We start from the raw sequence: 13031 nt of genomic DNA on the forward strand, positions 1-13031 counted from the left end.
CAACCTGTTCCATCTGGAACAGCAATAACGATTCAGATCAACTGAATCGGAAAGCCCTCACCGCAAGGTGGGGGCTTTTTGTTATCCATACCTGTCACTCACACCCAGTGAACAGCCCAGCTCAAAAGCCCTGACTTAGCTGAAAGCCTCGCTTAGCTCGCTGCATCAAGTTCATCGAACACTTCCTTCGTGGCCAGAAGAGCATTGGTTGCGGCTGGAAATCCGCAATAAGCGATCATCTGGGTGATGATTTCAAGAATCTCAGCGCGACTACTGCCTGTATTAAGAGCTCCTTGGACGTGAACCTTCAGCTCTGGAAGCGCAAAGCCCTGAACCGTTAGAGCGGCAACCGTGCACAGTTCACGCGTTTTGTCGTCTACGACATCTCTGCGATACAGCTCACCAAATGGAAACTCAACATTGACTTTGGCAAATTCAGGGTAAATATCGTGAATCGCCTGGATCCAGTTGTCAGCTGCGTCTCCGAAGTGAGACCGCATCTCCTGCATGCCTTTAACGTATTGGGGGGATGACATACCCTTCGGAAAAATTCCCTACAGAACTAGCAAGACAAAGTGAAAGTCGAATCGTTAACCATTTGAAATCAACACATTGTTTCTCGTTGGTCTCGAGCTGGAGCCTGGGGCTTGCAGAGCTGATAGCCCTGTGGTGTTGCTGAGTTCATGCGTCTCGCTACCAATAGCGTGCCTCACAGGCAAAGCTTTTTTTTCACCTCTTGGAGTGTTCACCCAAGTGGGCTTAAACAATCCGTTCCGGATCAATTTGGTGATTGATCTCTTCGCCATTGGTGGGCTCGGTTTACCTTTGCTGTTTGGAATGTGGCCAGTTACCGTGATTTATGCTCTCTGGGTGATTCTTGCTCGCAAGTGATTTCAACAGCGGATTGCTCCAGTTTCATTGCTGTTGTGGTTGCGCCAACTTCAAAACACCGGGTTTGATTTTTGCATTTTCATTGAAATCCTGGCTCGATGATTCTTCCTCCAACCTTTCAAGACTCTCTTTGATCATATTCAGATCCTCGTCTAGTAAATCTATATCTTGCGCTTCGTCCGTTACAACTGGGGCTTCGCTGCCTTCAACAATTGAAATCTGAACACGTTGAACTTTGATTTGAAAGCTTAGTCCAAGTGGCCGGCCAATCTGGTTGTTGACCTTTGATTCAACAGCTTCTACTTGCTTAAAGCTTGGAATCTTTGGATCTGTTACGCGAACCACAATGTCGACTACCGATTTCTTCTTAGCGGGAGTCCAGGCGAATTTGATGTCATCGACGATCAGGGACTCATTGCTCCCAAAAGTGAGGGTTTCATTTTGTAGAAAGTTTTTGACGGTTTCTTGAATCCTTTGCGTCAGGATTACCCTCCTTATATCTTGACGCATTAATTCTGACCCTTGATAAAGTGGAATCGTGATTGCAATTACGAAGCCGACGGCTACTAAAAGTGGTAGCTGTGCGCGGCGACTTTTGATTAGTTTTGTACGAAAGTAAGGTTCGAGAGTTGCCAGCATCAAAACGCCGCCAACCAGAATTCCCAGCAAGTTTGCAGTGAAGAGCAGGCCAGCTCCTGTGGCATCTTTGATATCTCCTCCAGCAGCCATCAGCCCCATCGCGCACACCGGTGGCACGAGTGCGACGGCGATGGCTGTACCTGCAAGTGAGCTCACCACGCTTTCTTTCAACTTGGCGTAGGTGGCGAGAGCTCCTGCGACGAGTGCAATAACAAGATCCAGAAGCGTTGGCGTGGCACGCCCAAGGATTTCAGAGTTGAAATATCCATATCCTGCAGCGCTGATCAACCCGCGCATCCCAGCCAACAACCCCATGAACAGAGAAAGGGCCGTGGTGATCAGCACGGCCATGGCCAGGGTTCGCATGGCTCTGCCAAGCAAAGGCCAGTCCCCGATGAGGATGGCGAACACCCCTGTACGCAATGGCATGATCCACGGCGCGACAACCATGGCGCCAATCACGACTGCGGCGTTATCAGCCAACAGTCCCATGGTGGCGATCAAACACGCCCCCAGGGTGAGAATCACAAATGGTTGGTTGAGCTCGGCATCAGAGTCGTAACTGCGGTGGAGCTCGTCGAGACGTTGGCCTTTTTGGAGTTTTGAGTTCGGGTCGGGAACCGACGTCATTCTCCGTTCAACTGCGTCGTCCCACAATCACTGGAGGAGTGCCCCCGGCGCTGCCAGGCAGGGCCGGCACCACTTCTGTCTGACCATCCCACTTGTCGAGAAAGAGTTTATACAGCACCTGATCATCCAGGCTGCGATTGAGAGTGTCGTATCGAAGCGCTTCCTGCTCGGCGATCTTCACTTCGGTTTGCGCTCTCAACAGTTGTTGTTCCGCAATCTGCTTCTGCTCAATAGCGGCGCGATATTCCTCAGCAATTTGCAGCCCGGTGAGGTCGAGTCCGCGCACTTCCACATAATCAAATTTGTCCAGCTCTTCGGCCACTGTTCGCTCCACTAACGAAGAAATGTCATTCCACTCAGTCGCGATGGTGACGAGTTCGTACTGGGAGAAAACGGATTTCAACGCTTTCAGTAGAGACGGCTGAATAATGCGTGGGTAAATGTCCCGGTCGTTGCTGGCGATCGTTCTGTAGATCCGTCCGGCTTCATTTGGCCTGACGGCGTACTTCACCGTGGCGGTGGCCTCAATCACCTGAAGGTCTTTGGTGAGCGTTGCAAATTCCTCCGGACGCACCTGAGTGCGGACGTCGAAGGGAAACACCGATTGCACAAAAGGAATCTTCAGATTCAGGCCTGGCAAGCGCGACCCGCCGCTCACCTTGCCAAGAGTGGTGATGACTGCCACCTTCCCGGCCGGAACGATGAAGAGTGACTGCCCCAGCAGCAGCAGGACGCTGAGGGCCACTGCCACGAGGAGCACCAGACCATTGCCGGGGTCGTTGATCGATCGAGGTGTCTGCATCGAAGACTTGAGTCATCCCCCTAGATGATGTCGCGGATGACACCGCAGTGCTGTCATTTCATCAAGCCTTTCGCTAAACCAAAGAAACTCCTTGCCACCTGGATGGCCGAACCGAGAGATCGATCAGGCCATTGGCAGCAGCTGGTGCTTGCTGTGAGTGTCGTGATCATTGCGGTGGTTTTGGTGCGTCTGGATCTCAGGCAGCAGCGAAACAACACAATCCGGATGTTGTGTGCTGAGTACTGGGGCGCACCGGATGGAGGGGATCAGGAACAACGCGCCTGGGAAGAAGACCAGGCGGCTGGTTGGCGTGTCTGAGCTGGACATGCTCAGCTTCTGCCGCTTCTACGGTGATCAATAGGATCTGCTGACTTGAACAGAGCTGATGTCGTATCAAGATCCAATCGCCGTCCCCTTGTCAGGTAATCCATGGATTGATGGATTAACCGATGGCTATCGCTGGGGAATCACAAAAGAAAATCCCGCCGTTGGATATACCTTCATCAGCGATACGCGCGAAAAACCCGGAGGAGAATTCGGTGGATATCCCTCCTGGGGTTGGAGTGATGAGGAGCGCCAACTCATGGAAAATGCGATGGATAATGTTGCCAAAGTTTGTGGTATTGAGTTCATTGATCGTGGAGATGATAACGACGATGAAGTTGAGATCTGGTTTTATAATCTTGACAATAAGAGCTCTGAAGGAAGCTATGGCTTCTCTTACACTCCTGGCAGTGATTCCGATGAAGGCTTAGTTGCTATCAATTGGTCCGCTTATCAAAATCAAGATGGAAGTTTTAAAAATTCAATTGCATCTGGAAGTTTCTATGGAATTACATTTTTGCATGAGCTCTCTCATGCGGTTGGGATGAAGCATCCTCATGATCGAGGCCTAAAGGGACAGCCGCGATTTCCAGGCTTGACCCGCAATTCCAATGAGTTCAGGGATTCCGGTGATTATGGCCAGAACGCCCATCCATGGACCCAGCTGAGTTACGTCGATAAACGCGCGAACAACGGCTTGGTTCCAGATCGGATTGAGGCCTACGGTTTTCTGCAATCGCTGGGAGCACTCGATGTTGCTGCCTTGCAATGGCTTTACGGCACCAACGGTCGCACCGCCGGTGGCAACGACGTTTATCGATTGCCTCAGAAGAATCAGGAGGGCACTGGTTGGCAAAGCATCTGGGATACAGGAGGGACTGATCGAATCGATGGCTCAGGGGCTAAAAAAGCCGTCAGGATTGATCTCCGCAATGCAACGCTGGATCTTTCTGAGGCTGCTGGTGGCTACGTCAGCCGAGTCGATGGAGTTGATGGAGGATTCACCATTGCTTATGACTGGGATGGCCAGACAATTGATAAAACCACAGCTGGTTGTGTTATTGAGAATGCTTCGGGGGGCAAGAAAGCGGATCTTTTGATTGGTAATTTTGCAGATAACCAACTCAAAGGTGGCAAGGGCAAAGATATCCTCTTTGCCGGAGCTGGTCGTCAGAACCGATCAATCGGTGGTAAAGGCAAAGATCAGTTCTGGATAGATTCTGGGGCAGAGTCTTTTGTGAAAATCACGGATTTTAAAAGTGGGCAAGATTATCTGGTTTTTGACGAAGGCATCAACAAGGAGAGTGTGGACTTACGCCTTCATTCGAAGCACACAAAGATTTTTATCGCTGATGCGCAGGTCGGTCTTGTGAAAAATGGACAAGTTGATGAGCAGGATGTGCTCTTCAGTGATTTCACCGCGACTCTCGACCCCGCCAGCGAGTTTTAGTGCGTTGTCCATGCACTTACGGGGTTCACCGCCAACATCCCGATTGACCAGTGGGTTGCACAATGTCCTTAAGGAGTTTGCTGTCATGGCGAAAGACGCGAAACAACAGTCAGCTCGACGCCGTCGCCGGGCGACCAGTCAACGTGTTCCCTTGGAACAGGTCTCCCCTGCGATCCTCACTGCATCGCGCGATGTGGCCTACACGCTCGAACAGCTCGACATCCAACCTCAGCCTGAAGAGGTCCTGAAGTCTGTCCTTGAACGTGCTGAGCATCTTGAGGAGCAGGCCAGTGGGCTGACGGTTCTCGACGAGTGATCGCTTCCCAGCGTTGACGATTCAGGATCGATGGTTGACATATGACGGATAACCGCTTCTGCACGCAGCCCCGCAATGTGTCATGGTGGTACAAGCAGTAGGTCCGTAAACAACAGACCTGGCAGCTGAAAGTCCATAACGGTCTATTCAATCCATGAAGACACATTCCCCAGAGCACCCGGATCGGGTGCAACAGTCCCTTTCGGCTCAACGTCGGTCCAATGCCCGTCCGACCAAGCGTCTTGTCCCCCAGTCCAAGGCCGGTTTCCCTTCAATCAGTTGGGAAGACGTTCTGGGACGACGTTGAAACCATGGTGTTTCCTAGCAATTGTGACAATCCGAACAGACTCAACGTCTGACCCGGTTTGATCCTCTCAGCTTGATCATGTCTCTTTTCTCATAATGGATCCTCAGGAACTTTCGAACTGGAAGCTTTTGGCAAAATCCATGGAAGAAGATGGTTCCACTGATAGTTGGTTTTACCGCCGAGCTCGTGCAATTGCTGATGGCAAACCCGACCCAATGCCAAATATCAGCGAGTTGATGCCCAACTCAGATGTGGACCAAGCGTCTTGAGTTGCTCGTTCCGTATGAGTCTTGATTCTTCTGAGCGCTGAACCTTTGGTGACGATGGATGTCTGCGAGATGGGCACACATCAGATTGATCCTGACTGTCGTCACGTTTCAACGACGGTCCTGGAGTTAGTTTTCGCTGATTGATGCCCAACATTCCGAAGCCATCCGAAATCGGCGATGCAGACGACAGTCAACGCGATGACTCATTGGCGGAGCAGGTTCGTCAACTTCGGGAGGAGGTGGCAGCTATGCGTCGAGAACTTGATCACCTCGCCAATCGCCACAAGTGGTTCTACTAATCGGCTCTCGCTTTTTGACGAGACGTGGTTCAGCAGTCGTACTCCAGTTCAGAGCGTTGCTGACGTCGGCCGTGGTCACTGTCCAGCATCTGGGATTCGTCGTAATCGAGGGCTTTGATGGAGCATGCTGATGCTCGGAAAGGTTGATGAATGCCGTCGTTGATCACGGCTCCAATCGGTTGTGCTGAAGCAATGCTGATGGCCATCAGATCCATGCTGCAATTCCTACGTTGTAACCACGTGGTGAGCGTTTCACCAGGTCGTTGCAGACGTTGTTCGCTTTCTCAAAGGTTCGTCACACCGATACGGTCGCCGACGGCCTGTTACACGGCTACTCCGTTTGCGTCAGGAGTCACCGATATCAGTTGATCTTTGATGGCCACCTGAGCCACTACTGAAGGGTCCAAGACTTTCGACTCATGGCCCGCAGACTTTCGTTTCCCCAGGGGAACAGCAACAATCCAACCCTGGCGGCATGGACAGCGGTGGTGTTTGCCTCCATTACAGGTTTAGTTCTCTGGGGCGTCGCCAATGCCTATCCCAGCCTTTAATCACCTCGTGAGGTGATCGCAATGCAGGAATGGACAGATGAATTCATTACCAATGCTCAGCATGAGCTGTTGTCGTTGGTGCAGGACTGGAAATACGACTATGGAACGGATGACAGGGATTGCGCAGCCATGTTGCTTTGGATGGTTCTGAGGCTCCATCCTGAGGCGGACATTGATGCCAGCCTGTTGAATCCTCGTGGCTTCGAGGGCAAGAATCACGCGCTTTGAGTTGACGTGACGAATAGATCAAAGCGGTTTTACCAAGATGGATGGTGAGTCCGTTGTTTAGTGGACAATCCAGCTTTCTCGAGGTTCCTGATGTGTTCCTCTGCTTCTAATTGATCATGGAATTCTGTGCAAATCCCTTTTGATATGCAAACCAAATAGCAACCGTTGTCCGTCTTGTGTATTTCAAGATAAGGAGAGTTAGCAGAATAATTGGATGCCACCATCTGCTTTGTAAAACATGATTCTTATATTTGGTTTGATCCTTTGTTGCATCACTTGTCACCACTTGGCAAGAACATCTTCTCCTATGCCTGAATTCGGACTAATTGATGCCACCTTATTTGTTGTCCCCAGGAATGCTTCCTAAAGCGGTCGGAGTTTCAGGACATTATTTAGTGTCTGTTGGTTGTGATGATTTGATCAGTTTCTGATGTGCCCATAAAATACATCTTTGCATTTTAGTTTGCAGGCCTCATTATTCCACTTTGATCAGATTGGGCATTCCTTCTACGGAGGCAAAGGTGACAATTGAAACAACTGGTGCATTACCGTTGTTAATCACATAATGAGGCTCTTTGGGAGAACCTTCGAGGAAACCACTTTCAGCTCCGATGGTATCGATGACTTCTTGTCCGTCGACGATGCGAACGTTGGTGAGTGTTCCTTTTTGAACATACACAATCACTGGTGAAGGATGTGTATGCAATGGAATTTTTGCACCAGGTGCAAGCGTAATTCGATAAATACGCATTTCAGGAGTTCCCTCCGGGTAGATCACTGTTTGCCCCCCGAGCGTTTTATTCGCCTTTAAGAGTTCTTCAATAACGGGCTTTGGTGAGGCAAGGGCTCCACTGGGCGTCAATAATAAAAGTGATGCGGCTGTCAACGAGAAGAATTTCACTAGCATTGCGTTTGTCCGAAGTGTCTTGAATAAACATAATACCCTATTTAAAAAATCTAAGCCGACAAAATGCGGGATTTATTGGCTTCATGGCTTTTGATTTTTTCGTTTTGATTGAAACCTTAAAAGCTGAGCTGCCCCATCTTCATCAGGATTCGAGGGCGATCTAAAGGCTGGTTCTCGCGAGCATTGAAATTTGACGTAATACTTTCTGGATAATTTTTTGTTAAAACTAAGGTTCTATTCTTGAAGGTATATCGGCGAACGACTTAGTGATTGGCATTGTCTGCTGTGATGCAGATGTAAAACATTACCCTGCTGAGGATCGGAATTGATCCGATGCTTTTTTCATGTTGAGTGCTGCGTTGCTGCCATCAGCAATCTGGTTGAATTCAACTCTTTCTCCGCTTGGGCCGGCCATGAAGAAGCAATTCCATCCGCCCAACTCACCATCGGGGCCTAGGTGGTGGAGATCGTCTTTATTCAGAGAAAGCTTCATCCCCTTGGCCTGATCTAAAAGTTTTACGAAAAACTCCTTAGCATCGATATCTTCTGCCAAGTTGAAAGACACATGCTTGCCACCAACCCCTTGTTTGTTTGCATCGGTGCATGGGTGAGCGTCATGAGTTTTGCCTGACTCTTTATCGTAATATCTGAGAAGTTCTGCGGCTGTATTCCCAAAGGAGTAGAAGCAAACATCCAACGCATCGCCGCTTCCAAGTTGTGGAGCTGTTTCAACATTTCCATTGAGAATCGTTGTCCATTCTTCGCCTGTGATTCCTTTGATTTCTGCAACGAAAACACCGCCGAGAATGTCACCATAAAATTGTTTTGAAATCTCCATGTCGTCAACATTGATGCCTACGTGTTGAACAGCATCTTGGTTTAAATACTTTCTGAGGGTCATTATTTGTGAAAGCTTTTTATCCTTTTAGCGCCTGAAATGTCCTCGCGTTGTTGGCTGTGAACAGTTTGAGGGGCGCGTTTGGAAGCATTACGGGAAGGGCTGTTGGACACCAAATAAGAATAGTGCGTCTAGAGCTAATTAATTGATTGTGTTTTTTATGCATTGTTTGGGATTTTGCCAAAGCTGCTATGGATTGATATCATCCGTTTTGCTATTGAATATTGCATTGATCAATGCGCCTTAAAGCCGTCATTGCTTGTTGTTGATAAACGATTACGTTTCTACCGTTTCAGGTGATCTCTGAAATGATATCCAGAATGTCAGTTGCCTACGATTCAAGAACTTCAAATTCTTTGCGTAATGCCCTAGCGTCCTGAATACGTTGCTTTTGAGCCAGACTTCTTAATTGCTTGTTAAGCCATAACTTAAGTCGTGGCTTATTCAATCTGTCTTTGTCCTCCTCAAATTGCTGAGGCTCTCCGAATGGAATCGTCATCATTAAATTTTTAGTACAGATTAAGGCAACAACGGTCTGCAACCGCTGCTGGATAACGTGTTTTGGGATTGCTTTTAGTTGAGCTTCACTGGAGTCACGCGTGCAACACCGATTTTGCCTTGGCCAGCGGCTGAAATCAGCATTGCAAGTTCTTCAGTAGAGAAGGTTTTGTTGTCCTGTCCTTTCAACGTCGCCCATTGAAAGCAAGGTCTTTGAGTTGAGGAGTTTGCAGCATTCGTCACCAATGCCTCTGCGACCGACTTGGCGTCCTCTCCTGTTTGTTCGCTGAGGTACACCACTGTTGCCAGTATCGGCGCTTCCCTGTCTCCGAAAGCGATGGTAACCAGGTAGGCGAAAGGTTGTGAGTCGCTCAAAAGTTTGGTTGTGCGGCTCTTCGACGTTAGTTCTCGAGCACTGCTCTGCCCTCTTTTTATTTGATCAGGAGTTGCAGGGGTTGGCCTTGCATCGTGTTCTGGGCTGTTTGGTAGCGTCTTGGCCTTGCAGCTGTTGCGATCCTCAGCCTCTTCCGTAAAACTGACTTGTATTAGCTAAGGGACAGTGTTTAGATCTGATTCGTCCAACCGGTTTCTTTTCCTGTAATCATCATTCGATGACTGATCCAGACAAGCCCAGGGCCCTGAGTTATACGGAAATGATGAATGGTGGTCGTCAGCGGCTTGATCAGGAAGCCCATCATCGTGAGCTTGATCTGCGGGATCGGGTTGAGGAGCTGGAACGAAAGGTCGAGCATCTCGAGAAAGCTCTCCAGTATCAGAAACGCAAAGCACGTCGTTTTCAACCAATTGATTCGTCTGATGAATGATGTCCTTTAATGCCTGTTCTGTGTAGCAACAAGAATTTGCGGCACCTCTCTAAACATATCCTGGCTTGCATAGAAAATATGGGTAGTCAATTTTAATTATTTTCATGTCCTCAATCAGTGATCTTCATTACATCACTTCTCAAGATGCAAAAAAGAAAGTATCTAAGTGAGGTTCTGCTTGCCTCAATTTGATTACCTCTTGATATCAGGAGCTGGGCCTGGCCCTCGCTCCGGCAGAGGATGAGGGCCAGTTGCAGTCCAGCCACCGATGGGTTCTGGGGGCCACCGGCTGAGAGAACCGCAATGGCGTGGTTCCCACCTCAACACCTTGGCTCGGGAGACGATGTCAGCGTCGATCGAATGCTGCTTTGCGCTATGTGAAAAGTACTCTCGCTGGGATGTACATGCCTGGGTGTTGAGTGCTGAATGAATCGTCTGTTTGTGCTTCGTGATCCATGCAGTTAGGGATTGATGGATTTATGGAGAGAGCTAGTCACCACATCACGTCAGTCGCTCCAAAAAGCTCGAGCCCTTCGGCAGTGTATTTTTCACCAGCTTGGCTGATCAATTTTAAGGCGTGAATTGTCGCTACATAATCTCTCGTGCACGGTATGAATTCGGTTTTGGCTTTAGCGGTATCCCACAGGCATGAGTGCATTTGTTTTCTGAGTTTAATTTTTCCAGAGAAGTTTGTCAGCTTGTCTTGTTCGTCTTCATCGGTGATGATGATGCCTTCGCATATTAATTCTCTCTGTGAAATCTTGCCGTTATTGTCTGGATCTTGAAAAAATTTGATATTGGTTGATGCAGTATCTGTTGGGACTAAATTTATTTAGCCAAGGGCTCCACTCTATGGTTTAATCGACTTGTTGAAATCGAAAGTTTCCAGTGATTAGCTTTGGGAAGCTTTGATTTTGCGGTTTTGGTGGGCATGTGGAATTGACGAGATGGACCTTTGGCAGTGATCTCCTAGACCAGCATCAGTGTCGATCATCTTCTTGTATAGGGCATCCCTCTTTTGGGGGATGTGGTAACAATTGAATTTAATCTTGTGGCCAGGTGTGTGAGGCCATTGCATCCATGCATCTTTTTAATTTGCATGCTCCACTGCCTTGGTTTTTGTGTTGTCGAGAGGATGCAGAACATTGGCCATCTTCCACGCACTGGTCACGAGTTGAGAAATAGATGCATCGCTGAAGGCTGTCCCGCTCTCTTTGGCCGACGAATCAAATGTGACAGCTTTTTGGGTCAACCGGCATAACAAGCCGCAACTTGCCGAAACATTCTGTTACAAATTACTCTGCAACACACTCGCCTCATGGATGACGCAAGATTCGGCTTTTCTTCTTTTGCCGAGCAGTGGAATGGACGCCTAGCCATGATGGGCTTTGTTATTGGCCTGTCCACAGAGCTTCTTACGGGTCAAGGCATCCTTCAACAGATCGGTCTCGGCTGAAAACGTGCAGGAACCTGATTTTTGGGTACCCGAAACAAGCGCCGGTCATCGGCGCTTGTTTTATTCGGGTCTTGTGATTGCTGTTTTTGGCGTTGGAGCCAATACGGTTGTTCGCTATCTCTGGGAATCAATCAAGAGCCTCAACAATGTCTTTTGAGGCTTGTACTTAGACTAATCATGTCTTGCTTAAATTGGCTTTTCACAAGTTGGGTTTATGTGTCCTAAGGGCTTGAATGAAAACTTTCTCAGCTCCGATTTCTGTTAATTTGATTTCATCTTCAGCAAGGTTTGAGCTCTTTCGTTTTTATTTGAACTAATTCAAGCGGGTTGATGTTTGCCCATGGCTGGAATGATAAGATGTTTAAGTGAGGATGTTATTTGTGACCAATTTTCAACTCTAGGAAGATTGCGCTTATTGAATTTGCTTTTTTATAGCTTTTCTTGTGTTCTTTCGATTGTTACTTCTGTTGTTTTTTGTCAGACGCTTTCGGAGTGATTAATGTTTGAGGATGTATCGTCCAAAGCTGTGAAAAGGTTTTTGATCCTGGGTATTTTGCTCCTTTCATCATCTCCGGTCTTGGCTGAGAGTTTGCAACAAAGGGTCCAGAATGTTTGTGGAAAAGATCCATCGCTATGCGGTTATATCGGATTTACCTCTGGAATTATGGGGATGTGCGAAGCAGTTGCCATGGATGGCTTTAAGCTTTCCGGCCTGAATGCGCTTATTCAAAGGGCATATGATGCCGCTTCTGATGCAGACAAAGTTTTGATTCGGCAGGGAGTTGACTTCGCTGCGGATGATTGTTCTCAATCCTGGAACATTACAATTGAACGACCGCAATAGTTTTTTGATCACACTCTTGACCCTGATTGGATTGAACACTGGGGTTTCCGTTAAAGCGGGGAGCCCGTTCGATGACGGGGATCCTTATGCCAACTACACACCTTTTGAACTATGTCAGGCCTATATCTATAGCGATCCTGATATTAGAGATGATCTGCCTACCGAAGATTTCAGTCAATGCTCCTCATATCCAAGGTGAGTGATTGTCTCACGCAGTCGGCAAATCGAATTGAGCACTGTGATGCAAAACCACTGGCGAGGGTAGTTGCCGTCCAGCAAGCAGTACAGGTGCCCATGGACGATGAGGGTCAATTCGCAAGCCGAACCCAAGGATCTTTGATTTGTGCTGATCGGTAGCCATATTGTTTTTGTGAGGAAAAGCGCCTCACGGGGTGGAAACAAGGCCACACTCCCTAGAAGCGTTTTTGGAACCCCTGCCTTTGGCGGGGGTTTCTTTTTGTCTGTGGTCCAGGATTGAGGGGGTGTGTGATTCCGGTTTTGGCGCCACCCCCAAAGAGGAAGGCCGCCCTTCCCGGTGGAAAGACGGCCTAACTCGCTCGTTTGTGCATCGTTCAACCCATCTACTTCTGAACAGAGAGAGGGTCGAAGCATCTGGCTGAAGGCGCCCTGGGGCCATGACGTCCAGGTGTTGGGCAGATCTCCTGCGGGGCACCTAGAGCGGTGCAGAGGAGAATCGACTGATCAGACGCACAGCGTTGTCGTCACAGACGAGAAGCCCACGCATGGGTGGAAACTGTTGGAGCAGGGGCCAGAAAGTCAGTCTGCTTCTTTGATTTGCTCAGGTGGAGTGTCGGCCGTCATGGGCTCCTCCGATCTCGATGAACCTACTTTCGTCAAAGGTGAAGCTCCCGGCAATCAGCTGTCGTGCTCATTGCCA

18 protein-coding genes are annotated in these 13031 nt (G+C 48.7%); 11 read left to right on the forward strand and 7 right to left on the reverse strand.

What is annotated here, in order from left to right:
• Positions 1-152 precede the first annotated feature (152 nt).
• From SYN9616_RS0114760 to SYN9616_RS0114775, 3 genes are all read right to left on the reverse strand, one after another.
• On the reverse strand, positions 153-509 hold the full coding sequence (locus SYN9616_RS0114760) for a carboxymuconolactone decarboxylase family protein (protein ID WP_232200574.1): 357 nt from the start codon (positions 507-509) through the stop codon (positions 153-155).
• A 406-nt stretch (positions 510-915) separates the two neighbouring features.
• Positions 916-2160 (reverse strand): DUF389 domain-containing protein, encoded by a 1245-nt coding sequence (locus SYN9616_RS0114770; protein WP_028953782.1) that lies wholly within the window; start codon positions 2158-2160, stop codon positions 916-918.
• 7 nt (positions 2161-2167) lie between these two features.
• Positions 2168-2962 (reverse strand): prohibitin family protein, encoded by a 795-nt coding sequence (locus SYN9616_RS0114775; RefSeq protein WP_028953783.1) that lies wholly within the window; start codon positions 2960-2962, stop codon positions 2168-2170.
• Between the two features lie 102 nt (positions 2963-3064).
• Between SYN9616_RS0114775 and SYN9616_RS0114780 the strand changes: the two genes are divergently transcribed.
• The 6 genes from SYN9616_RS0114780 (at position 3065) to SYN9616_RS17515 (ending at position 5927) form a co-directional block, all read left to right on the forward strand.
• On the forward strand, positions 3065-3280 hold the full coding sequence (locus tag SYN9616_RS0114780) for a hypothetical protein (RefSeq protein ID WP_156918860.1): 216 nt from the start codon (positions 3065-3067) through the stop codon (positions 3278-3280).
• Positions 3281-3347: 67 nt separating this feature from the next.
• A complete protein-coding gene (locus tag SYN9616_RS0114785; RefSeq protein ID WP_028953785.1) occupies positions 3348-4736 on the forward strand; it encodes a M10 family metallopeptidase C-terminal domain-containing protein in 1389 nt (462 codons plus the stop codon).
• Between the two features lie 85 nt (positions 4737-4821).
• Positions 4822-5052 carry a hypothetical protein gene (locus SYN9616_RS0114790; protein WP_028953786.1) on the forward strand — a complete coding sequence of 77 codons (231 nt, stop codon included), beginning with the start codon at positions 4822-4824 and terminating at the stop codon, positions 5050-5052.
• A 154-nt stretch (positions 5053-5206) separates the two neighbouring features.
• Positions 5207-5359 carry a hypothetical protein gene (locus SYN9616_RS17510; RefSeq protein ID WP_156918862.1) on the forward strand — a complete coding sequence of 51 codons (153 nt, stop codon included), beginning with the start codon at positions 5207-5209 and terminating at the stop codon, positions 5357-5359.
• A gap of 95 nt (positions 5360-5454) precedes the next feature.
• Positions 5455-5628 (forward strand): hypothetical protein, encoded by a 174-nt coding sequence (locus SYN9616_RS17745; RefSeq protein WP_198015196.1) that lies wholly within the window; start codon positions 5455-5457, stop codon positions 5626-5628.
• A 143-nt stretch (positions 5629-5771) separates the two neighbouring features.
• The gene (locus SYN9616_RS17515) at positions 5772-5927 is read left to right on the forward strand and encodes a hypothetical protein (protein ID WP_156918863.1); all 156 of its coding nucleotides are present in this window, start codon (positions 5772-5774) and stop codon (positions 5925-5927) included.
• A 29-nt stretch (positions 5928-5956) separates the two neighbouring features.
• Here SYN9616_RS17515 and SYN9616_RS17750 read toward each other — a convergent pair whose 3' ends face one another.
• On the reverse strand, positions 5957-6133 hold the full coding sequence (locus tag SYN9616_RS17750; protein WP_198015197.1) for a hypothetical protein: 177 nt from the start codon (positions 6131-6133) through the stop codon (positions 5957-5959).
• Positions 6134-6346: 213 nt separating this feature from the next.
• On the opposite strand from SYN9616_RS17750, the gene SYN9616_RS18120 reads away from it, so the two are divergent.
• Together SYN9616_RS18120 and SYN9616_RS0114820 are read left to right on the forward strand one after the other, a co-directional pair.
• Complete coding sequence (locus tag SYN9616_RS18120) at positions 6347-6478, forward strand: hypothetical protein (RefSeq protein WP_255326798.1); 132 nt, start codon at positions 6347-6349, stop codon at positions 6476-6478.
• A gap of 21 nt (positions 6479-6499) precedes the next feature.
• Positions 6500-6706: a hypothetical protein gene (locus SYN9616_RS0114820; RefSeq protein ID WP_028953787.1), complete on the forward strand. Its 207-nt coding sequence runs from the start codon at positions 6500-6502 to the stop codon at positions 6704-6706.
• A gap of 475 nt (positions 6707-7181) precedes the next feature.
• Here SYN9616_RS0114820 and SYN9616_RS0114825 read toward each other — a convergent pair whose 3' ends face one another.
• From SYN9616_RS0114825 to SYN9616_RS0114840, 3 genes are all read right to left on the reverse strand, one after another.
• A complete protein-coding gene (locus tag SYN9616_RS0114825; protein ID WP_028953788.1) occupies positions 7182-7613 on the reverse strand; it encodes a cupin domain-containing protein in 432 nt (143 codons plus the stop codon).
• A 304-nt stretch (positions 7614-7917) separates the two neighbouring features.
• A complete protein-coding gene (locus SYN9616_RS0114830) occupies positions 7918-8514 on the reverse strand; it encodes a VOC family protein (protein ID WP_028953789.1) in 597 nt (198 codons plus the stop codon).
• A gap of 570 nt (positions 8515-9084) precedes the next feature.
• The gene (locus SYN9616_RS0114840; protein WP_028953790.1) at positions 9085-9384 is read right to left on the reverse strand and encodes a hypothetical protein; all 300 of its coding nucleotides are present in this window, start codon (positions 9382-9384) and stop codon (positions 9085-9087) included.
• 236 nt (positions 9385-9620) lie between these two features.
• On the opposite strand from SYN9616_RS0114840, the gene SYN9616_RS16000 reads away from it, so the two are divergent.
• The 3 genes from SYN9616_RS16000 (at position 9621) to SYN9616_RS0114860 (ending at position 12133) form a co-directional block, all read left to right on the forward strand.
• Complete coding sequence (locus SYN9616_RS16000) at positions 9621-9833, forward strand: hypothetical protein (protein ID WP_037991121.1); 213 nt, start codon at positions 9621-9623, stop codon at positions 9831-9833.
• Between the two features lie 1318 nt (positions 9834-11151).
• Positions 11152-11289, forward strand: coding sequence for a high light inducible protein (locus SYN9616_RS0114850; protein WP_028953791.1), 138 nt, complete (start codon positions 11152-11154; stop codon positions 11287-11289).
• 499 nt (positions 11290-11788) lie between these two features.
• The gene (locus SYN9616_RS0114860; protein ID WP_028953792.1) at positions 11789-12133 is read left to right on the forward strand and encodes a hypothetical protein; all 345 of its coding nucleotides are present in this window, start codon (positions 11789-11791) and stop codon (positions 12131-12133) included.
• Positions 12134-13031 lie beyond the last annotated feature (898 nt).

It is taken from the genome of Synechococcus sp. CC9616 (assembly GCF_000515235.1).
Lineage (GTDB): Bacteria > Cyanobacteriota > Cyanobacteriia > PCC-6307 > Cyanobiaceae > Parasynechococcus.

What these genes read in the sequence shown, in the direction of transcription:
- SYN9616_RS0114860 (WP_028953792.1), top strand. Translation starts at nt 11,789, where the DNA reads ATGTTTGAGGATGTATCGTCCAAAGCTGTGAAAAGGTTTTTGATCCTG.
- SYN9616_RS0114850 (WP_028953791.1), top strand. Translation starts at nt 11,152, where the DNA reads ATGGATGACGCAAGATTCGGCTTTTCTTCTTTTGCCGAGCAGTGGAAT.
- SYN9616_RS0114770 (WP_028953782.1), bottom strand. Translation starts at nt 2,160, where the DNA reads ATGACGTCGGTTCCCGACCCGAACTCAAAACTCCAAAAAGGCCAACGT.
- SYN9616_RS17515 (WP_156918863.1), top strand. Translation starts at nt 5,772, where the DNA reads ATGCCCAACATTCCGAAGCCATCCGAAATCGGCGATGCAGACGACAGT.
- SYN9616_RS0114775 (WP_028953783.1), bottom strand. Translation starts at nt 2,962, where the DNA reads ATGCAGACACCTCGATCGATCAACGACCCCGGCAATGGTCTGGTGCTC.
- SYN9616_RS18120 (WP_255326798.1), top strand. Translation starts at nt 6,347, where the DNA reads ATGGCCCGCAGACTTTCGTTTCCCCAGGGGAACAGCAACAATCCAACC.
- SYN9616_RS0114830 (WP_028953789.1), bottom strand. Translation starts at nt 8,514, where the DNA reads ATGACCCTCAGAAAGTATTTAAACCAAGATGCTGTTCAACACGTAGGC.
- SYN9616_RS0114785 (WP_028953785.1), top strand. Translation starts at nt 3,348, where the DNA reads ATGTCGTATCAAGATCCAATCGCCGTCCCCTTGTCAGGTAATCCATGG.
- SYN9616_RS17510 (WP_156918862.1), top strand. Translation starts at nt 5,207, where the DNA reads ATGAAGACACATTCCCCAGAGCACCCGGATCGGGTGCAACAGTCCCTT.
- SYN9616_RS0114790 (WP_028953786.1), top strand. Translation starts at nt 4,822, where the DNA reads ATGGCGAAAGACGCGAAACAACAGTCAGCTCGACGCCGTCGCCGGGCG.
- SYN9616_RS17745 (WP_198015196.1), top strand. Translation starts at nt 5,455, where the DNA reads ATGGATCCTCAGGAACTTTCGAACTGGAAGCTTTTGGCAAAATCCATG.
- SYN9616_RS0114820 (WP_028953787.1), top strand. Translation starts at nt 6,500, where the DNA reads ATGCAGGAATGGACAGATGAATTCATTACCAATGCTCAGCATGAGCTG.
- SYN9616_RS0114780 (WP_156918860.1), top strand. Translation starts at nt 3,065, where the DNA reads ATGGCCGAACCGAGAGATCGATCAGGCCATTGGCAGCAGCTGGTGCTT.
- SYN9616_RS0114825 (WP_028953788.1), bottom strand. Translation starts at nt 7,613, where the DNA reads ATGCTAGTGAAATTCTTCTCGTTGACAGCCGCATCACTTTTATTATTG.
- SYN9616_RS17750 (WP_198015197.1), bottom strand. Translation starts at nt 6,133, where the DNA reads ATGGCCATCAGCATTGCTTCAGCACAACCGATTGGAGCCGTGATCAAC.
- SYN9616_RS0114760 (WP_232200574.1), bottom strand. Translation starts at nt 509, where the DNA reads ATGCAGGAGATGCGGTCTCACTTCGGAGACGCAGCTGACAACTGGATC.
- SYN9616_RS16000 (WP_037991121.1), top strand. Translation starts at nt 9,621, where the DNA reads ATGACTGATCCAGACAAGCCCAGGGCCCTGAGTTATACGGAAATGATG.